Raw genomic sequence first — 18,740 nt, forward strand, 5'->3', positions numbered from 1 at the left:
CAATGGCCAGACTGACTGAAGATGCCAAGGGCGTCTATGTGATCGCCGTAACCCCGTTCACCGATGACGGCTCGCTCGATCTCGCCAGCATCGACAGCATGGTCGATTTCTACGAAGGTGCCGGCGTTACCGGCCTGACCGTGCTCGGCCAACTGGGCGAGGCGCCGAAGCTGACGGCCGAAGAATCGCGAATCGTGGTCGAGCGCGTGCTGAAGCGCCTCGACGGGCGCCTTCCCGTCGTCGTCGGCGTGTCGGCGCCTGGGCTTGCGCCGATGAGCGAACTCGCCGAAGCCGTCATGGGCGGGGGTGCCGCCGGCGTCATGGTCGCGCCACCCTGGACCGTCAAGACCGACGATCAGGCTTTCGCCTTCTACCAGTCGGTCGGCGAGGCCCTGGGCGATACGCCCTTCGTGCTGCAGGATTATCCGCTCACCACCAACGTGACGATCGCGCCCAAGGTCATCGAGCGCATCGTCAACGAGGTACCGAATTGCGTCATGCTCAAGCATGAAGATTGGCCGGGGCTGTCGAAAATCTCAGCACTTCGCGCCGCCAGCGACAAGGGCGCCATGCGGCGTATCTCCATCCTCTGCGGCAATGGCGGGCTTTTCCTGCCCGAAGAGATGGGCCGCGGCGCCGATGGCGCCATGACCGGCTTTTGTTATCCCGAGATGATGGTTGGTGTCGTCGAGGCCTATGCAGCCGGAAATCCCGATCGCGCCCATGCGATCTTCGATGCCTATCTGCCGCTCGCCCGCTATGAACAGCAACAGGGCATCGGCCTTGCCTCGCGCAAATATGTGCTTGCCAAGCGCGGTGTGATCAAGTCCGCCACCCTGCGCAAGCCGGGCGCCAAGCTCTCGACACTGGATATTGCCGATGTCGAGCGCTTGCTGGCGCGCCAGGCCATCCGCCTCAAGGAGATCGGGGCGTAACGCGCTGACGCAAATCCGAAGCTGCTGGATCATCGCTACGACGCTGCAGCTCAAGCAGATGGGTATGTCCATCTCGTCCGTGGGGCTGAAACCCGAGCGATTCCCAGAACCTCGCCGCACCCTCGTTTCCCGCATGAACGGTGACGACAGTGCAGAAGGAACACGCGCGGTCAAGCAGAGCCATGGCAAGCATCCGGCCGATGCCGCGCCCGCGCATTGCGGGACGAATGTAGAAACGCCGCATGCGCAGCGCCCCTGATATGTCGGAGTCGACGGTCATGCCGCCGATGCCGACGAGCGCGTCATCGGCATAGGCGCCAAGCAGCCTTTCGCCGTCACGCTGGAACCTGTTGTCGCCGATCGACCATTCGTCGATAAGGCGGGCGACATGGCGATAGCCTTCCTGTCGAGCTTCGCTTTCGAGATCTGCGATCTCCCGCGGCAATCGATCGCTGAGCCTGCGGATATCGATTGTCATGGCGGTGCCGGTGGTTAGATAGCAGGAACCGGCATCTCGCGGTGCGTAGCCGCAACCGGCAGGCCGACCGGCACGAAACTCGCGTCACCATCTCTAGCCATGTCATGCACCGTATGTTTCTCCAGCGCCTTCGTCACCTCGTTGAGGTCGCCGTCCAGCTGTTCGGCCGGAATGAGATTGCCGATGACGAAATCGAAGCGGTCGCCGCGTTTGTTCAGCAGTTCGTGAAAGACCGTCATGTCGCGAAGCTCCGTCGACCATTTCGCCAGCCAGTAGAACAGGCCGGAATTGCGCGCCGTCATATGGACGGGAAGGATCGGCAGATTGTATTTGCGCGCCAGCCCGACAGCCGAGGTCTTCCATGGACGCTCATTCAGCCGGCCGTTCGCCCAATAGGCGATGCGGCCTGAGGGAAAGAGCACTGTCGCCTTGCCTTCCTTCACCGCATGGTTGGTTAGCTGCAGCGTTTCGCGCGCTTTCAGCTTGCTCTTATGCTCCTCCCGCCATTCGACGGGAATGATCATCTCGGCAAAGCGCGGATTGACGCGGATAGCATCGCGATTGGCAAAGAACATCATGTCCGGCCGGCGCGTTTTCAAAAGATCGAACACGGCAACGCCGTCGGCGATGCCGGTCGGATGGTTGCTGACGAGGATGAAGCCGCCGGTATCAGGAATGCGTTCGCCATTGGTGATGCCGATGTCGAGCTTCAGCACATCGCTCAGATATTCGAACGACTGGAAGCCCGGCATTTTGGCGACCGCATTGGCGAATTCGAGCGCCTTGTTATAGCGCAGCAGCGTGTAGAGGAACGGCCGCATAACCGGCCAAAGCGGATTTTTCACGATCCTCTGGCCGCGTTCAGCAATCAGCGTATCGACGATATGACCGGGCTTTCCCTGTGAAATGAGAGCGATCGCTTCCGCGAGCTGTCCGAAAGCCGTCATGGAATCGCGCCGTGCCATGAAAGATCCTGTCTATGGGGTATAAGCTATCGCAGTTGAATATGATCGAAGGATGACAAAGGCTTGGCCGGCATTATCAATTCCATAACTGTTCCTGCTCCAAATTGGCGGACTTGAAGGCAAAATCAAGGCCCGCAACGTGAACGAACTGCTTGTTATCGCCGATCAGCGCCTGATGGCGGAACGGGCCGCGTGGCTCGAAAACCTCGCGAGTGAGCGCCGTCTTTCCGAGCACACGCTCGACGCTTACGAGCGTGATACCCGCCAGTTCCTGACCTTTCTGACCGGCCATCTCGCCGGCCCGGTGACGCTTGGCGATATCAGGGAGTTGCGCTCCGCCGATTTCCGCGCCTTCCTGGCGGCCCGGCGCAAGCAGGGCTCCGGCGCTCGCTCGCTCGGCCGCAATCTCGCGGGTCTTCGTTCGCTGCTGCGCCACCTCGAAAAGAAAGGCTTGGTCAATGCCGCCGGCGCTGGCGCGGTGCGCTCGCCGAAACAACCGAAATCGCTGCCCAAGCCGCTGTCGGACACCCAGGCGATCACCGTCGTCAGCGACGACGCCCAGCTCCATGACGAACCCTGGATCGCGGCGCGCGACGCGGCGGTCATGACGCTGCTCTACGGCTGCGGCCTGCGCATCTCCGAAGCGCTGGATCTGACTCCCGCCGACCTGCAGAAGGGCGCGACGACGCTCCGCATCACCGGCAAGGGCAACAAGACGCGGCTGGTGCCGCTGCTGTCTGTGGTCTTCGATGCCGTCGAGAGATACCGAGCGCTCTGCCCATATCATCTCGAAAGCGGAGAACCGCTGTTTCGCGGCGCTCGCGGCGGCAAGCTGCAAGCGGCGATCATCCAGCGCACCATGCAGAAGATGCGCAGCGCCTTCGGTCTGCCGGAGACGGCGACACCGCATGCACTGCGCCACTCCTTCGCCACCCACCTGCTTGCCGGCGGCGGTGATCTGCGCACCATCCAGGAATTGCTCGGCCATGCCAGCCTGTCCACAACGCAGGTCTATACCGGCGTCGATGCATCGCGGCTGCTCGAGGTGTATGATCGGGCGCATCCGCGAGCGTAATGGATGTCGCCCAAAAGTGCGCAGCGGTTTTGGGGCAACGACATGCATAAACGATAGGCTTAAAGCGTATCGCATGGATGCGATTGAATGTGAGGCGCTTTAAGCTCTCGTTAAGGCATTCTCTTAAAGGAATATGCGCAAGCCGGGCGTAGAGCATGAAGCCTATAGAGCATGTGATCGGAACACCCATCATGACGACATCAATCGGCCGCCGGACGTCTTACCTCGCAGTGCCGGCCAATCTGTTGCTCTGGCTGATCGCAGCCTTTCACATGCTGCTTCTTGCCGCCCTGTTTGCCGCCTTCCTGACTGCAAGGCCGGCAGCGGCCGAAGACGTCGCCTGCACCGGCCGCAATCTGATGGTCGAGCTGCAGCAGAACGACCCTGCCCGCTACGCAGAGGCGCTGAAGGAAGCCGACGCCACGCCGAACGGCAAGGGCATCTTCTGGAAGATCGAGAAGCCGGGACTTGCACCGTCGTGGCTGCTCGGCAGCATGCATGTCACCGATCCGCGCGTGCTTGCCCTGCCGCCGCGCGCCCAGGCAGCCCACGACGCCGCCGACACGATCATCATCGAATCCGACGAGATCCTCGATGAGCGGAAGGCGACCGCCGCCCTGCTCGCAAAGCCGGAACTGACGATGTTCACCGACGGCACGACGATCGACAAGCTGCTTTCCCCCGAGGATTACACGCGTCTCGAAACCGGCCTCAAGCAGCGCGGTATCCCGATCAGCGCCGTTTCCCGGATGCGGCCCTGGATGATTTCCAGCGCCGTCGCCCTGCCGGCCTGCGAAATCGCCCGCAAGGCAAAAGGCGCGCAGTTCCTCGACCAGAAGATCGCCACCGATGCCATTGCTCAGGGCAAGCAGGTCAAGGGGCTGGAAACCCTTGCCGAACAGATCCAGGCCATGGCCGATCTGCCGGTCGAATTCCATCTGAAATCACTGATCGAAACGTTGGAACTCGGCGACAAGATGAGCGACGTCGTCGAGACGATGACCGACCTCTACCTCTCCGGCAACATCGGCATGACCATGCCGATGCTGAAAACCGTGACACCGGAGGAAGAAGGCGAAAACAGCGATTATGCCGCCTTCGAACAGCGCGTCATCCTTGACCGCAACAAGGTGATGGCTGAGCGCGCAGCGCCCATCCTCGACAGCGGCAACGTCTTCATGGCCGTCGGCGCCCTGCATCTGCCCGGCAAGGACGGTGTCATCGAACTGCTGCGCCAGCAGGGCTTCACCGTGACGGCGGTGAATTAAGGCCGCCGGGGGTCAGCCGAGCGTCATGCGGCGCAGAGCATTGCTTTTCCAATAGAACTGATGGACGAGGGCGCCGGCGACATGCGCCGCGATCAACGCCCAGACAATGATCTTCAGCACATCCGCGTGGAACGAACCGGCGGGATCGATACCGAAATAGTAGGCGGCGATGCCCGAAAGCGGCATCGCGAAGATCAGGATATAGAGGCCAGCATGGGCAAGCCTCGCTGCAAGACGGAAGATCGCCGGCTCCTGCGCGACCTCGTCCGGAACGCCCTTGGCAAAACGCAGCCCGAGCCTGAGGACGGCAAGCAGCAGGATGGCGATGCCGACATAGGCATGGATATTTGCCGACGAAATCTGCTCCGGTGTCGGTACCTGGCCTCTGCGCATCAGCCGATGCCAGATATTCATGCCGTCGGGAAACAGCAGGTTGAAGAAGATCAGCAGCGCTACGGCCCAGTGAAGAAGACGCTGGCTCAGGCTGTAACTCACGATGGACGGCTGCTGCATTTTCTGGACCTTCGCGGATGCTTGAACTCTATGATACGCAACAACTAAAACAGCCGCCTGCCTTCCGGCAAGCGGCTGTATGCTTTGTTACGGATATGTAAGATTACATATGGATCGGCTTGAAGAAGGTTGCGAGCGCAGCCTCTTTCACCGCTTCCGACATGGTCGGATGCGCGTGGCAGGTCCGGCCGAGATCTTCCGACGAACCGCCGAATTCCATCAGTACGGCGATCTCGTGGATCATCTCGCCGGCGCCGAAGCCGACGATATGGCCGCCGAGCACCCGGTCGGTTTCCTTGTCGGCAAGGATCTTGACGAAGCCGTCGGTCGCCAGCATCGCACGCGCCCGGCCGTTCGCCGTGAACGGGAACTTGCCGACCTTGTAGGCGACGCCTGCCGCCTTCAGCTCTTCCTCGGTCTTGCCGACGGAAGCGATTTCCGGCTGGGTGTAGACGACACTCGGAATGACCTCATAATTCACATGGCCATGCTGTCCGGCGAGGATTTCGGCAAGCGCCACGCCCTCGTCTTCCGCCTTGTGCGCCAGCATCGGACCCTTGACCACATCGCCGATCGCATAGATGCCGGCGACATTGGTCTTGTAGTGACCGTCGATCTCGACACGGCCGCGATTGTCGAGCGTAACACCGGCTTCTTCGAGGCCGAGGCCCGCCGTATAGGGCTTGCGGCCGGTGGCGATCAGCACGACCTCGGCGTCGAGCGTTACCTTGTCACCGCCCTTGACCGGCTCGAAGGTGACCTTGGCGCCCTTGTCACCCTTTTCGACGCCGGTGACCTTGGCGCTGAGATTGAAATCGATGCCCTGCTTGGCGAGCATGCGCTGGAACTGCTTGGAGACTTCGCCGTCCATGCCGCCAAGGATGGTGTCGAGATATTCGACGACGGTGACCTTGGCGCCGAGACGCGACCAGACCGAACCGAGTTCGAGGCCGATGACGCCGCCACCGACGACGATCAGCGTTTCCGGCACCTTCTCCAGCGCGATGCCGCCGGTGGACGAGATGATGGTCTTTTCATCGATCTCGACCTGTACGCCGGGAATGCCGGCGACGTCGGAGCCGGTGGCGATGACGATGTTCCTGCCCTCGATCTCCTGCACCTTGCCGTCATCGGCGGTGACGGAAACCTTGCCGGCCGAAACGACCTTGCCGATGCCCTGGAAGGTATCGATCTTGTTCTTCTTGAAGAGGAAGGCGACGCCGTCGACATTCGACTTCACCGTCGCATCCTTATGGGCCATCATATTGCCGAGATTGAGCGTCGGCGCCGGGACGTCGATACCGAGCGCGCTCATCCCGTGGCCGGCCTGATGGAACATTTCGGAGGCATGCAGCAGCGCCTTCGACGGAATGCAGCCGACGTTCAGGCAGGTGCCGCCATAGGTCGCCCGCTTTTCGACGACGGCGACCTTGAGGCCAAGCTGGGCCGCCTTGACGGCGCAGACATAGCCGCCCGGGCCGGTTCCGATAATGATCACATCGTAGGACATTGCTTCTTTCCCTTTGGATTTTTCGTTTAATCGGCCGCGCGCGACAAAGCGAGGCGGAAGCCGAAGCCGACGAGTGCCGCTCCGGTGATGCGGTTGAACCATTTGCCGCTGGCGATGAAGCGGTCACGGATCGCCTTGACCGTGAAGAAATAGGAGACGCCGGCAAACCAGGCAACCAGCGCCGTCGCCATGCCGATGCCGTAAGAGAACTGGATCAGCGCCGGCGTGTCGTGATGCACGAGCGTCGAAAACAGCGACAGGAAGAACAGCACCGGCTTCGGGTTCAGCGCATTGGTGATGAAGCCCATGCCGAGGCATTTCAGCATCGAGACCGGCTTGCGGTCCTCAGCCGTCACCTCGATATCCTGCACCTTGAAGCCCGGCTCGCGGAACGACTTGATGCCGAGATAAACCAGATAGGCGACGCCCGCCCATTTGATGGCGGCAAACAGCATCAGTGATTTCGACACGATCAGGCCGAGGCCGAGGATGGTGTAGCTGATGTGGAAGAGCAGGGAGAAGCCCATGCCGAGCCCGGTCATGATGGCGGCGCGTCGACCATGCACGATGCTCTGGCGCAGTATAACGGCAAAATCGGCGCCCGGCACGACGATGAAGATCGAAAAGACGGCCATCAGGCCGAGGAATTCGAGAATATATTGCATGCTGTTTTTCGCCCTGTCGATCTAGCGGCCGCCGCTCACATTGAGGATCGCGCCGGTTACATAGGAAGCCGAAGGTGACAGAAGATAGAGGATCGCATCCGCCACCTCCTCGGGCGTGCCCGCGCGCTGCATCGGGATCGACGGCGCCAGCTCGCGCGGCCGATCCGGCAAACCGCCGGAGGCATGCAGGTCGGTTTCGATGACGCCTGGCCTTATCGCATTCACGCGGATACCCTCGGCAGCGACCTCGCGTGCCAGCCCGACGGTGAACGTGTCGATCGCTGCCTTCGAAGCGGCATAATCGACATACTGCGTCGCCGAACCGAGAATCGCCGCCATCGACGAGATGTTGACGATCGCCCCGCCCTGGCCGCCATGCCGGCTCGACATGCGGCGTATGGCCTCTGCGGCGCAGAGTATCGAGCCTGTCACATTGACGCGCAGCATGCGCTCGATCCGCTCCACCGACATCTCGTCGACGCGCTGGGGATAGTCGACGATACCGGCATTGTTGACGAGCCCGTCGAGCCGGCCGAAATGCCGGTCGACTGCCGTAAACATCGAGACAATATCCGCAGCCTTGCCGACATCGCCCTGGATCGCCACGGCCTCGCCGCCATCCCCAACGACCGCCGCAACGACGGCATCCGCGGCTTGGCGGTTGGCGGCGTAGTTCACCGCGACACGCCAGCCCTGGCGCGCGGCGAGCCGTGAAGCCGCGGCGCCGATACCCCGGCTTCCGCCGGTAATGAGAACAACAGGTGCATCGCTCATGTCGCACACTCCTTAAATGTCAGCACGTCCCAGGGTGCCACCGTAGCCTTGCCCTCGCCCCAGGCGCTGGATTCGCGGATGGCAGGACCAAGGCCGGGAAGCACGAGTTTTTCAGCCGCCGCCGCACCTTCGGGCTGCAGATTGTCCATCTCGCCCTCGGCATCCATGCCATAGACGGCGCCCTGCCAGACCGTGCAGGCATTGAGATCGGCGCCGGTCGCATCACCCTCGGGACAGTTGAACATCAGGATGCCGATGGCGCGCACCGGATCTTCCGACGGCATGACATAACCTTCCATCACGACAGGTGTCTTCAGCGCGCTGACCTTGAACTGGTTGCTGGCGGCAGCCGATGGAGAATTCAGCGGTGAAAAGCGCGATTCATAGGCACCGTCGCGATCGGCGTAGACAGCCTGTTCCTGCTTGCATGCGGCACCGAAGGTGGACGCCGGAACGACAAAAAACGCGGCGGCTGCGATTGCAGCCACGCCTGTCCGTCTCGTCGTGATCCCGGTCCTTCCGCTCATTGCAGCTTCGGCTCCTTCCGCCCGTCGGCATTCTCGACAACGCTGAAATCCGTCAGCAGCACCAGCGCGCGGCCATCCCTGTCGAGCCCCCAGAAGACCGGATAGAAACCGTCGCCCCAGCCGCTCCAGAACACCGCGACATTGCCTCGTCTGCCGGCGACCGGCCGGTGCAGCGCATAGATGCCCTTGTTGGCGTCGAGGTCCGACGCCAGCACGTCGTCGTAATAGTTGACGTCGGAATCCGGTTTCTGCACCTGCACCTGGGCCTCACGCTCTCCGATCAAATCAAGCGTATCGGCATCCATGTAGCAGCCGAGGCCGGCATCGACGGGGTAGCCGAAGATCTCGCCGTCCTTCAGCGTCGCCAGGTCCTGCCCTGGCAGGACCGCAAGCTCCCAACGATCCGGCTTGCCCTCGGCAAACCGCATGCTGGCAGCGGCGATGCGCCCGAAGGCCTGGTAGAGCGTCACCGGATACTCGCCAGGCGCAACCGTTCTTGCGAGTGCCGGACGGTCGGGCTGAGCGAGGGGATCGGCTGCAACGATGCGCCCCGATGTCAGCTCGACATTGCCCATATGGATCACGCCGATCGACCGGCCGGAAAGCTCGGCATCACCAAGCGCCACCAGCTCGAAATTGCTGCTTGCCTTGGCGATATCCCAGCCGGCAGCCGATGCGGCGACCGGGACATGCGCGGCGGCAGCGCAAAGAAGAAGACGCGCCGCTCGCATGATCCGGTTCCGCATCGAAAGCGCTCCCTTAGAGATCGAGAACCAGACGTTCAGGATCTTCCAGGCTTTCCTTGACGCGCACGAGGAAGGTGACCGCTTCCTTGCCGTCGACCATGCGGTGATCATAGGACAGCGCCAGATACATCATCGGGCGGATGACGACCTGACCGCCGATCGCAACCGGCCGCTCCTGGATCTTGTGCATGCCGAGAATGCCGGACTGCGGTGCGTTGAGGATCGGCGAAGACATCAGCGAACCGTAGACGCCGCCATTGGTGATGGTGAAAGTGCCGCCCTGCATGTCGGCCATAGAGAGCGAGCCATCACGGGCTGCCTTGGCAAGACGGCCGAGCTCCTTCTCAATTTCGGCGATCGACATCTGGTCGGCGTCGCGGATGACGGGAACGACGAGGCCTTTGTCCGTGCCGACGGCCATGCCGACATGGCAGTAGTTCTTGTAGATGACGTCAGTGCCGTCAATTTCGGCGTTGACGGCCGGCAATTCCTTCAGCGCATGCGTCACCGCCTTGGTGAAGAAGCCCATGAAGCCGAGCTTGACGCCGTGCTTCTTCTCGAAAATGTCCTTGTACTTGTTGCGCAGGTCCATGACCGCCTTCATGTCCACCTCGTTGTAGGTGGTCAGCATGGCGGCGGTGTTCTGCGCATCCTTGAGGCGCTTGGCGATCGTCTGGCGCAGGCGCGTCATCTTCACGCGCTCTTCGCGCGAGGCATCCTCGACCGTCGACGGGCCGCGCGCGGCGGCAGGCGTCGCCGCAGGTGCGGCCGCCGGAGCGGAAATGCCCTTGGCGACGGCGGCGATGACATCGCCCTTCAGCACCTGGCCGCGCTTGCCGCTACCGTCGACCTGATCGGCGGAAAGGTTGTTTTCGGCAAGCATCTTCGAAGCCGCAGGCGCCGGCGGCATGGTGGAGACGGAGGCGCTCGATGACGACGCAGCGGCGGCGGCAACCGCCGGCTGGGCCGGAGCAGCAGCGGCCGGCTGGGCGGGAGCCGGAGCAGCAGGAGCGGCAGCCGGCGCGGCGGCAGCGGCGGCACCTTCGGCGATCTGGCCGAGCAGCGCGCCGAGGCCGACGGTCTCGCCGGCGGCAACGACGATTTCCGAAAGCGTGCCGGAGGCGGGTGCTGGAACTTCGATGGTCACCTTGTCGGTTTCAAGCTCGAGAATCGGCTCGTCGGCCTTGATGGCGTCGCCGACCTTCTTGAACCAGGTGCCGACGGTTGCCTCGCTGACGGATTCACCGAGAGTTGGAACGCGGATTTCTGTGGCCATTGTTCAGATCCTGATTTCGTGTGTTTTCGTTTATGCGTTTCAGACGGCGGGCGGCCGCGAGATGATCGAGGGCATCGGCAGGATATCGAAGCGGAAACCGAAACCGGAAGCGATGATCGGATCGCCGTCGGCAAGAAGCTGCGCCGCCGCCTGATCCTCGACCTCGACGATCGCCATGCCCCAGGCGCCTTCACCCTCGAAGACGGGGCCGACGATGATCGCCGATCCCGCAAGAGCGTTCCGATGCCAGTATTCGGCATGGCGTTTCATCGCCGCCATTTCCTCCCCGGTCCCGTCATGCGGGAAAGTGGGGCGCGGCGGCTGCAGTCTCAGAAAGAAATAAGCCATTGCGCCCCCTTGTTTTAACCGCCCAATGCATCCTCGAGGAATGCGGCGAGCTGCGACAGATGCTTGGACATCAGGCCCGTCGCCGGCGAGGCGGCGGCCGGACGGCCGGTATAACGGACGCGCTGGTACTTCGCGTCGATATGGGCGAGCACCCATTCGAGGAAGGGGTCGATGAACGACCATGCGCCCATGTTCTTCGGCTCTTCCTGGCACCAGACCATCTCGGCATTGCGGAAGCGCGACAGCTCGTTGATCAGCGCCTTTGCCGGGAACGGATAGAGCTGTTCGACACGTAAGAGATAGATGTCGTCGATGCCGCGCTTTTCACGCTCTTCGAGGAGATCGTAATAGACCTTGCCGGAGCACATGACGACGCGGCGGATCTTGTTGTCCTTTTGCAGCTTGATCGGGCCGTCCTTGATCACCTCGGCATCGTCCCAGAGAAGGCGATGGAAGGCGGATTCGCCGGCCATTTCGGCAAGCGTCGAGACCGCCCGCTTGTGGCGCAGCAGCGACTTCGGCGTCATCAGGATCAGCGGCTTGCGGAAGTCGCGCTTCAGCTGCCGGCGCAGGATGTGGAAGTAGTTCGCCGGCGTCGTCACGTTGGCGACCTGCATGTTGTCTTCGGCGCAAAGCTGCAGGAAACGCTCGAGGCGGGCCGAGGAATGTTCCGGACCCTGACCTTCATAGCCATGCGGCAGCAGGCAGACGAGGCCCGACATGCGCAGCCACTTGCGTTCGCCCGACGAGATGAACTGGTCGAAGACCACCTGCGCGCCGTTGGCGAAATCGCCGAACTGCGCTTCCCAGAGCGTCAGCGCATTCGGGCGGGCAAGCGAATAGCCGTATTCGAAACCGAGCACGGCCTCTTCCGAAAGCATCGAATTGATGACTTCGTAGCGCCCCTGCGTCGGCGAAAGATTGGCGAGCGGGATGTAGCGTTCTTCGGTTTCCTGATCATAGAGAACCGAGTGGCGCTGCGAGAAGGTGCCGCGTTCGCAATCCTGGCCGGAGAGGCGGATCTTGCTGCCTTCGACGCAGAGCGCGCCGAAGGAGAGCGCTTCGGCCATCGCCCAGTCGATACCCTCGCCGGTGGTGATCATATTGGCGCGGTTTTCCATGAAGCGCTGGATCGTCCGGTGCGCATTGAAGCCCGCCGGGATCTCGGACAGCTTGCGGCCGATCTCCTTCAGCGTCTTCATCGGCACAGCGGTCTTGCCGCGGCGCTGCTCGTCGGCATTGTCGGCCGTGCGCAGGCCCGACCACTCGCCGTCCAGCCAATCGGCCTTGTTCGGCTTGTACTGCTGGCCGGCTTCGAACTCCTGCTCGAGGTGGAGGCGCCAATCGGCCTTCATCTTCTCGACCTCACCTTCGGTGAGCAGGCCCTCGGCGACGAGACGGGCCGCGTAGAGCTGCAGCACGGTCTTGTGGGCGCGGATCACCTTGTACATCTTCGGCTGCGTGAAGGACGGTTCGTCGCCTTCATTGTGGCCGTAGCGGCGATAGCAGAACAGGTCGAGCACCACAGGCTTGTGGAACTTCATACGGAATTCGGTGGCGATCTTCGCCCCATAGACCACCGCTTCCGGATCGTCGCCGTTGACGTGCAGGATCGGCGCCTCGATCATCTTGGCGACGTCGGACGGATAGGGCGACGAGCGCGAGAAGGCCGGGTTCGTGGTGAAGCCGATCTGGTTGTTGATGATCACATGCATGGTGCCGGCGACACGATGGCCGCGCAGACCGGAAAGGCCGAGGATTTCGGCAATGACACCCTGGCCGGCAAAGGCCGCGTCGCCGTGGATCAGCAGCGGCAGAACCTTGGCGCGTTCGGAAAGCGGGATGATGTCACCGTCCCAGACCGTGGCATTCATGTCCTGCTTGGCGCGGGCCTTGCCCATGACGACAGGATCGACGATTTCGAGATGCGACGGGTTCGCCGTCAGCGAAACGTGGATCTTATTGCCGTCGAATTCGCGGTCTGAGGAAGCGCCGAGATGGTACTTGACGTCACCCGAGCCCTCGACCTCGTCGGGAGCGGCCGAGCCGCCCTTGAACTCGTGGAAGATCGCCCGGTGCGGCTTGCCCATGACCTGGGAGAGCACGTTCAGGCGGCCGCGATGGGCCATGCCGAACAGGGCCTCCTTGAGGCCGAGCTGGCTGCCACGCTTGAGGATCTGTTCCAGCGCCGGGATCAGCGATTCGCCGCCGTCGAGGCCGAAACGCTTCGTGCCCTTGAACTTGACGTCGAGGAACTGCTCGTAGCCTTCGGCTTCGACGAGCTTGGCAAGGATCGCCTTCTTGCCTTCCGGCGTGAAGGCCACACCCTTGTCCGGTCCTTCGATGCGCTCCTGGATCCAGGCCTTCTCTTCAGGATTGGAGATATGCATGAATTCGACGCCGAGCGTCGAGCAATAGGTGCGCTCGAGGATTTCGATCATCTCGCGGATGGTCGCGTATTCCAGGCCGAGCACGTTGTCGATGAAGATCTTACGGTCGTAATCGGCAGCCGTGAAGCCGTAATTCTCCGCCGAGAGCTCGTGATAGTCGTCAACGGGAGCGGCGATGCCGAGCGGGTCGAGCTTGGCGTGCAAGTGGCCGCGCATGCGGTAGGCGCGGATCATCATGATGGCGCGCACGGAATCGCGCGTCGCCTGCAGCACCTCGGTGCTGTCAGCAGGCTTGCCCTGAGCTTCGGCCTTGGCCTTGACCTTGGTCTCGATCACCTTCTCGACGATGCCCCAGTCGCCATCGAGAGCCGATACCAGATCGCCGCTTGCCTGAAGCGGCCAGTTCTTCTTGCGCCAGGAAGCGCCCTTGGCCGCCCTTTTCACATCGCTGGGATCCTCCTCCAGCGCCTTGAAGAAGGACCGCCACTGATCGTCGACCGATGCGGGATCTTCTTCGTACCGCGCGTAGAGCTGCTCGATATAGGCAGCGTTGGCGCCATCCAGAAACGAGGTGATCTGAAACTGCTCGTTGGCTTCTTGCCGTGCCATGGTGATATGCGGACGCTTCCGTCCGCCTCCTGACTTTGATGAATTTGCCGGCTTGATGGCCGGCTGCCGCATTCCGATTGCCGCCTGTCCGCGGCGCATCTGCTGAGTCTCGTGTTGTCGAGGCCGGGCGGAAGACGCAGATGCCGTTCCTCCGCCCGATCTATATAGGTGGCTTAGCCCTTAAGGACTTCAACCAGCGTCTTGCCGAGGCGGGCCGGAGAGGGCGATACTTTGATGCCTGCCGATTCCATCGCCGCGATCTTCGATTCCGCATCGCCCTTGCCGCCGGAAACCACAGCGCCGGCATGGCCCATGGTGCGGCCCTTCGGCGCCGTACGGCCGGCAATGAAGCCAGCCATCGGCTTCTTGCGGCCCTTCTTGGCTTCGTCCTTGAGGAACTGCGCTGCGTCTTCTTCAGCCGCACCACCAATTTCGCCGATCATAATGATCGACTGGGTCGCTTCATCGGCCAGGAACATTTCCAGGACGTCGATGAACTCGGTGCCCTTGACCGGGTCGCCGCCGATGCCGACGGCCGTCGTCTGGCCGAGACCTTCATTGGAGGTCTGGAACACGGCTTCATAGGTCAGCGTGCCCGAGCGGGAAACGATACCGACCGAACCCTTGCGGAAGATCGAGCCCGGCATGATGCCGATCTTGCATTCTTCCGGCGTCATGATACCCGGGCAGTTCGGACCGAGCAGGCGCGACGTGGAGCGGTCGAGGCGAGCCTTGACCCGCACCATGTCCATGACCGGGATGCCTTCGGTGATGCAGGTGATGAACGGGATCTCGGCGTCGATCGCCTCGATGATCGCATCGGCGGCTCCTGCCGGCGGAACATAGATGACGGTCGCGTTGGCGCCGGTCTTTTCCTTGCCCTCGGCAACGGTTGCAAAGATCGGCAGGCTTTCGCCCTTTGCGCCGGTCCAGGTTTCGCCACCCTTCTTCGGATGGATACCGCCGACCATCTGGGTGCCGTAGTAAGCAAGCGCCTGTTCGGTGTGGAACGTGCCGGTCTTGCCGGTCAGACCCTGAACGAGGACCTTGGTGTCTTTATTGACGAGAATAGACATTCTTTCAGATCCTTCAAAATTAGCCGTTGATCGCCGCGACGATCTTCTTGGCCGCATCGTCCAAGTCGTCGGCCGCCGTGATCGCCAGACCCGACTCGTTCAGGATCTTCTTGCCGAGCTCGACATTGGTGCCTTCAAGACGCACGACGAGCGGAACCTTGAGGCCGACTTCCTTGACCGCGGCAATGACACCCTCGGCAATGACGTCGCACTTCATGATGCCGCCGAAGATGTTGACGAGAATGCCTTCGACCTTGGGGTCCGCGGTGATGATCTTGAAAGCTGCAGCAACCTTCTCCTTGCCGGCGCCGCCGCCGACGTCGCAGAAGTTAGCCGGCTCCTTGCCGTAGAGCTTGATGATGTCCATCGTCGCCATGGCAAGGCCTGCACCGTTGACCATGCAGCCGATGTTGCCGTCGAGCGCGACATAGGCGAGGTCCCACTTCGAGGCCTCGATTTCCTTGGCGTCTTCTTCGGTCTCGTCGCGCAGCGTCTTGACGTCGTCGTGACGGAAGAGCGCATTGCCATCGAAAGACATCTTGGCATCGAGGACGCGCAGGTGGCCATCCTTCATGACGATCAGCGGATTGATCTCCAGCAGAGCCATGTCCTTCTCGCCGAAGGCCTTGTAGAGCAATGGGAAAAGCGTCTTGGCGTCTTCGGCGGCAGCACCCTCGAGCTGAAAAGCCTTGGAGATCGCAGCAACGTCGGCAGCCGTCACGCCGGCTTCCGGATCGATGGCGATCGTCTGGATCTTCTCAGGCGTGTCGTGAGCGACAGCTTCGATGTCCATGCCGCCTTCAGTGGAGACCACGAAAGCCACGCGACCGACCGAGCGGTCGACCAGCAGCGAGCAATAGAGTTCGCGAGCGATGTCGGCGCCGTCTTCGATGTAAAGGCGGTTGACCTGCTTGCCGGCTTCGCCGGTCTGCGCCGTCACCAGCGTGTTGCCCAGCATTTCCTTGGCATGGGCGACCACTTCGTCGATCGACTTGGCGAGACGCACGCCGCCCTTGGCTTCCGGCGACAGTTCCTTGAACTTGCCCTTGCCGCGGCCGCCGGCATGGATCTGGCTCTTGACCACGTAAAGCGGACCGGGAAGCGACTTGGCGGCAGCCTCTGCTTCTTCAACCTTGAGAATAGCGACACCTTCGGCAACCGGCGCGCCATAGCCCTTCAGCAGAGCCTTGGCCTGATATTCATGAATGTTCATGGGTGTATCCCTGTTTCGATTACTTCAGCCCATCGACTACTTGAGCGCAGGCGCGATGTTGATGCAGGCTTCGCAGAGACCGGCGACGGCGCCGACGGACTTGTCGAAGGCTTCCTTCTCGGTCTTGTTGAGATCGATCTCGATGATGCGCTCGACGCCGCCGGCGCCGATGACGGTGGGAACGCCGACATACATGTCCTTGACGCCGTACTGACCGGAGAGGTGGGCCGCGCAGGGCAGAACGCGCTTCTTGTCCTTGAGGTAGGATTCGGCCATCTCGATCGCCGAGGCGGCCGGGGCGTAATAGGCCGAGCCGGTCTTCAGCAGGCCAACGATTTCGGCGCCGCCGTCACGGGTGCGCTGGATGATCTCTTCGAGGCGCTCCTTGGTGACCCAGCCCATGGTGACGAGATCGGTGAGCGGAATGCCGCCAACCGTCGAATAGCGGGCGAGCGGCACCATCGTGTCGCCATGGCCGCCGAGAACGAAGGCCGTGACGTCCTGGACGGACACGTTGAATTCCTTGGCGAGGAAGAGGCGAAAGCGCGAGGAGTCGAGAACGCCGGCCATGCCGACGACCTTGTTGGCAGGAAGGCCGGAAAACTTCTGCAGCGCCCAGACCATGGCGTCGAGCGGATTGGTGATGCAGATCACGAAGGCGTTGGGGGCATATTTCTTGATGCCGGCACCGACCTGCTCCATGACCTTGAGGTTGATGCCGAGAAGGTCATCGCGGCTCATGCCGGGCTTGCGGGCGACGCCCGCCGTGACGATGCAGACGTCAGCGCCTTCGATCGCGGAATAGTCGCTGGCGCCTGTCAGATTGACGTCGAAGCCTTCGACCGGCGACGACTGGGAAATATCGAGACCCTTGCCCTGGGGAATGCCGTCCGCGATGTCGAAGAGAACGATGTCGCCCAGTTCCTTCAGGCCGGCGAGGTGCGCCAGCGTGCCACCAATCATGCCAGAACCAATGAGTGCGATCTTGTTACGCGCCATTTTCGCTGTTTCCTTTGCGATCAAATTCGTCGAACGGACGCGCAAGGCACCGCCCAATGACGCAATCGCATAGACCCAAAGCCAAAAAATGGCAATTCATTATTTTTGATGCAGCGTTTTCAATCGTTTAGATACAAAAATTCTTACGTAAACGTAAGGTATTCTGTCACCGAATTGTTACTCTGCGGCGCGTTTCTCATGGTGCAGCGCAAGATATTCCGCACTGCGCATCTCGAACAGGCGCGACGCCGTGCGGTCGAATTCGAAGCCCTCGGTGCCCCGACGTTGCAGCAGCAGTTCCTCCGGCATCGCCGCTGCGGAAATGTAAAGCCGCACGGCATGATCGTAGAACGTATCGACCATAATGATGAACCGTTTGATCTGGTTCCGCTTTTCCGGCCCGAGCAAGGGAATGTGATCGACGAAGACCGTATCGAAACGCTCGGCGATGGCCAGAAAGTCGACCGCCCCGAGCGGTTTGTCGCAAAGATCGGCGAAAGAAAACCGCGCCATGCGGTCGACGGCGAGCGGCACATGGATGTGGCGCCCCTTCATCGGGATATCCAGCGGCTGCGCCTTGCGCCCATGCAGCGCCTGCGTCCAGGACGCATCCATCGCCATGTCGTTATGCTCGTTGATCGGCACCAGATAGACCGGCTGGCTGCTCAGCCTCTCCATCCGGTAGTCGGTCGGTGAATCCAGGCTGACGACATCGACATGCTGCTTGAGCAAGGCGACGAAGGGCAGGAAGAGGCCGCGATTGAGACCATCCGTGTAGAGATTGTCGGGCTCGACGTTCGAGGTCGCGACCAGCACGCATCCGCGCGCAAAAAGCTCGGAGAACAGCCGCGACAGGATCATCGCGTCGGCGATGTCGGTGACCGTGAACTCGTCGAAGCAGAGCAGTTCTGCCTCGTCGTAAAGCGCTGCGGCGACCGGCGGCATCGGATCGGCCTGCCTCGTCTCGCCGTTCTTGAGCTTCAGCCGGTGCGCTGCAATGCGGTTGTGCACATCCGCCATAAATTGGTGGAAATGCGCCCGCCGTTTCTTCCTGCACGGCGCCATCGCGAAGAACATGTCCATCAGCATGGTCTTGCCGCGCCCGACGCTGCCGTGGATGTAAAGCCCCTTAATGCCGTCGGCGGATTTCTTCTTGGCGGCAAACAGCCAGCCGAGCGCGCTCGATTTTGCCGCCGGCCGCCGCTGCTTCAGGCCGGCAAGCACCCGGTCGAGGCTCTTTGCCACGTCCATCTGGGCGGAATCGACCTGGAGCGCGCCCGATGCGGTCAGCGCTTTAAGCTGTTCGCAGACGCTGAGCGCATAATCCGGCATTGGTTGCATGAGGGCATATCCGCCTGTCAGTCAACGGCGGA

The 18,740-nt window shown here is 61.9% G+C and carries 18 protein-coding genes; 3 read left to right on the plus strand and 15 right to left on the minus strand.

The window, feature by feature from the left end:
- Positions 1-2: 2 nt before the first annotated feature.
- Positions 3-935, plus strand: a complete 933-nt coding sequence (locus G9X67_RS27995; RefSeq protein WP_171600168.1) for a dihydrodipicolinate synthase family protein — start codon at positions 3-5, stop codon at positions 933-935.
- Here G9X67_RS27995 and G9X67_RS28000 read toward each other — a convergent pair.
- Both G9X67_RS28000 and G9X67_RS28005 read right to left on the minus strand, forming a co-directional pair.
- Entirely contained in the window at positions 916-1,413 is a 498-nt protein-coding gene (locus G9X67_RS28000) for a GNAT family N-acetyltransferase (protein WP_171600169.1), read from the minus strand. The genes G9X67_RS27995 and G9X67_RS28000 overlap by 20 nt on opposite strands.
- Positions 1,414-1,427: 14 nt before the next feature.
- Positions 1,428-2,378, minus strand: coding sequence for a GNAT family N-acetyltransferase (locus G9X67_RS28005; RefSeq protein ID WP_171600170.1), 951 nt, complete (start codon positions 2,376-2,378; stop codon positions 1,428-1,430).
- A 139-nt stretch (positions 2,379-2,517) separates the two neighbouring features.
- Here G9X67_RS28005 and G9X67_RS28010 point away from each other — a divergent pair, with 139 nt between their 5' ends.
- Both G9X67_RS28010 and G9X67_RS28015 read left to right on the plus strand, forming a co-directional pair.
- Positions 2,518-3,453: a tyrosine recombinase XerC gene (locus tag G9X67_RS28010; protein ID WP_171600171.1), complete on the plus strand. Its 936-nt coding sequence runs from the start codon at positions 2,518-2,520 to the stop codon at positions 3,451-3,453.
- Between the two features lie 191 nt (positions 3,454-3,644).
- Positions 3,645-4,721 carry a TraB/GumN family protein gene (locus G9X67_RS28015; protein WP_171600172.1) on the plus strand — a complete coding sequence of 359 codons (1,077 nt, stop codon included), beginning with the start codon at positions 3,645-3,647 and terminating at the stop codon, positions 4,719-4,721.
- 12 nt (positions 4,722-4,733) lie between these two features.
- On the opposite strand, the gene G9X67_RS28020 is transcribed toward G9X67_RS28015, so the two are convergent.
- The 13 genes from G9X67_RS28020 to zapE all read right to left on the minus strand — a co-directional run bounded on the left by G9X67_RS28020 (position 4,734) and on the right by zapE (position 18,708).
- Complete coding sequence (locus tag G9X67_RS28020) at positions 4,734-5,234, minus strand: cytochrome b/b6 domain-containing protein (protein WP_171600173.1); 501 nt, start codon at positions 5,232-5,234, stop codon at positions 4,734-4,736.
- A gap of 103 nt (positions 5,235-5,337) precedes the next feature.
- Positions 5,338-6,744 carry a dihydrolipoyl dehydrogenase gene (gene lpdA / locus G9X67_RS28025; protein WP_171600174.1) on the minus strand — a complete coding sequence of 469 codons (1,407 nt, stop codon included), beginning with the start codon at positions 6,742-6,744 and terminating at the stop codon, positions 5,338-5,340.
- Between the two features lie 26 nt (positions 6,745-6,770).
- Positions 6,771-7,409: a LysE family transporter gene (locus tag G9X67_RS28030; protein WP_138331765.1), complete on the minus strand. Its 639-nt coding sequence runs from the start codon at positions 7,407-7,409 to the stop codon at positions 6,771-6,773.
- Positions 7,410-7,430: 21 nt separating this feature from the next.
- Positions 7,431-8,183 carry an SDR family oxidoreductase gene (locus G9X67_RS28035; protein ID WP_171600175.1) on the minus strand — a complete coding sequence of 251 codons (753 nt, stop codon included), beginning with the start codon at positions 8,181-8,183 and terminating at the stop codon, positions 7,431-7,433.
- Positions 8,180-8,710 (minus strand): hypothetical protein, encoded by a 531-nt coding sequence (locus tag G9X67_RS28040; protein WP_171600176.1) that lies wholly within the window; start codon positions 8,708-8,710, stop codon positions 8,180-8,182. The genes G9X67_RS28035 and G9X67_RS28040 overlap by 4 nt, the downstream gene beginning before the upstream one ends.
- Positions 8,707-9,456: a DUF4241 domain-containing protein gene (locus G9X67_RS28045; RefSeq protein ID WP_171600177.1), complete on the minus strand. Its 750-nt coding sequence runs from the start codon at positions 9,454-9,456 to the stop codon at positions 8,707-8,709. Before G9X67_RS28045 ends, G9X67_RS28040 begins: the two co-directional genes overlap by 4 nt.
- 13 nt (positions 9,457-9,469) lie before the next feature.
- Positions 9,470-10,732 carry a 2-oxoglutarate dehydrogenase complex dihydrolipoyllysine-residue succinyltransferase gene (odhB, locus tag G9X67_RS28050; protein ID WP_171600178.1) on the minus strand — a complete coding sequence of 421 codons (1,263 nt, stop codon included), beginning with the start codon at positions 10,730-10,732 and terminating at the stop codon, positions 9,470-9,472.
- A 39-nt stretch (positions 10,733-10,771) separates the two neighbouring features.
- Complete coding sequence (locus G9X67_RS28055) at positions 10,772-11,080, minus strand: YciI family protein (protein WP_033181816.1); 309 nt, start codon at positions 11,078-11,080, stop codon at positions 10,772-10,774.
- A gap of 14 nt (positions 11,081-11,094) precedes the next feature.
- A complete protein-coding gene (locus G9X67_RS28060) occupies positions 11,095-14,079 on the minus strand; it encodes a 2-oxoglutarate dehydrogenase E1 component (RefSeq protein ID WP_138389501.1) in 2,985 nt (994 codons plus the stop codon).
- A 173-nt stretch (positions 14,080-14,252) separates the two neighbouring features.
- Positions 14,253-15,155, minus strand: a complete 903-nt coding sequence (sucD, locus tag G9X67_RS28065) for a succinate--CoA ligase subunit alpha (RefSeq protein ID WP_020051980.1) — start codon at positions 15,153-15,155, stop codon at positions 14,253-14,255.
- Positions 15,156-15,174: 19 nt separating this feature from the next.
- Positions 15,175-16,368, minus strand: a complete 1,194-nt coding sequence (gene sucC, locus G9X67_RS28070) for an ADP-forming succinate--CoA ligase subunit beta (RefSeq protein WP_138389500.1) — start codon at positions 16,366-16,368, stop codon at positions 15,175-15,177.
- 36 nt (positions 16,369-16,404) lie between these two features.
- Entirely contained in the window at positions 16,405-17,367 is a 963-nt protein-coding gene (gene mdh, locus G9X67_RS28075; protein WP_003543522.1) for a malate dehydrogenase, read from the minus strand.
- A gap of 177 nt (positions 17,368-17,544) precedes the next feature.
- Positions 17,545-18,708 (minus strand): cell division protein ZapE, encoded by a 1,164-nt coding sequence (gene zapE / locus G9X67_RS28080; RefSeq protein ID WP_171600179.1) that lies wholly within the window; start codon positions 18,706-18,708, stop codon positions 17,545-17,547.
- Positions 18,709-18,740: the final 32 nt, after the last annotated feature.

This window comes from Rhizobium sp. WYCCWR 11152, from assembly GCF_013087615.1.
Taxonomy (GTDB): Bacteria; Pseudomonadota; Alphaproteobacteria; order Rhizobiales; family Rhizobiaceae; genus Rhizobium; species Rhizobium indicum.

Bases quoted from the DNA above. Each gene is read 5' to 3' on its own strand.
- G9X67_RS28005 (WP_171600170.1), bottom strand. From the start codon at position 2,378: ATGGCACGGCGCGATTCCATGACGGCTTTCGGACAGCTCGCGGAAGCG.
- odhB (WP_171600178.1), bottom strand. From the start codon at position 10,732: ATGGCCACAGAAATCCGCGTTCCAACTCTCGGTGAATCCGTCAGCGAG.
- zapE (WP_171600179.1), bottom strand. From the start codon at position 18,708: ATGCAACCAATGCCGGATTATGCGCTCAGCGTCTGCGAACAGCTTAAA.
- G9X67_RS28030 (WP_138331765.1), bottom strand. From the start codon at position 7,409: ATGCAATATATTCTCGAATTCCTCGGCCTGATGGCCGTCTTTTCGATC.
- mdh (WP_003543522.1), bottom strand. From the start codon at position 17,367: ATGGCGCGTAACAAGATCGCACTCATTGGTTCTGGCATGATTGGTGGC.
- G9X67_RS28060 (WP_138389501.1), bottom strand. From the start codon at position 14,079: ATGGCACGGCAAGAAGCCAACGAGCAGTTTCAGATCACCTCGTTTCTG.
- G9X67_RS28045 (WP_171600177.1), bottom strand. From the start codon at position 9,456: ATGCGGAACCGGATCATGCGAGCGGCGCGTCTTCTTCTTTGCGCTGCC.
- G9X67_RS28000 (WP_171600169.1), bottom strand. From the start codon at position 1,413: ATGACAATCGATATCCGCAGGCTCAGCGATCGATTGCCGCGGGAGATC.
- G9X67_RS28055 (WP_033181816.1), bottom strand. From the start codon at position 11,080: ATGGCTTATTTCTTTCTGAGACTGCAGCCGCCGCGCCCCACTTTCCCG.
- G9X67_RS28015 (WP_171600172.1), top strand. From the start codon at position 3,645: ATGACGACATCAATCGGCCGCCGGACGTCTTACCTCGCAGTGCCGGCC.
- lpdA (WP_171600174.1), bottom strand. From the start codon at position 6,744: ATGTCCTACGATGTGATCATTATCGGAACCGGCCCGGGCGGCTATGTC.
- G9X67_RS28035 (WP_171600175.1), bottom strand. From the start codon at position 8,183: ATGAGCGATGCACCTGTTGTTCTCATTACCGGCGGAAGCCGGGGTATC.
- sucD (WP_020051980.1), bottom strand. From the start codon at position 15,155: ATGTCTATTCTCGTCAATAAAGACACCAAGGTCCTCGTTCAGGGTCTG.
- G9X67_RS28020 (WP_171600173.1), bottom strand. From the start codon at position 5,234: ATGCAGCAGCCGTCCATCGTGAGTTACAGCCTGAGCCAGCGTCTTCTT.
- sucC (WP_138389500.1), bottom strand. From the start codon at position 16,368: ATGAACATTCATGAATATCAGGCCAAGGCTCTGCTGAAGGGCTATGGC.
- G9X67_RS28040 (WP_171600176.1), bottom strand. From the start codon at position 8,710: ATGAGCGGAAGGACCGGGATCACGACGAGACGGACAGGCGTGGCTGCA.
- G9X67_RS27995 (WP_171600168.1), top strand. From the start codon at position 3: ATGGCCAGACTGACTGAAGATGCCAAGGGCGTCTATGTGATCGCCGTA.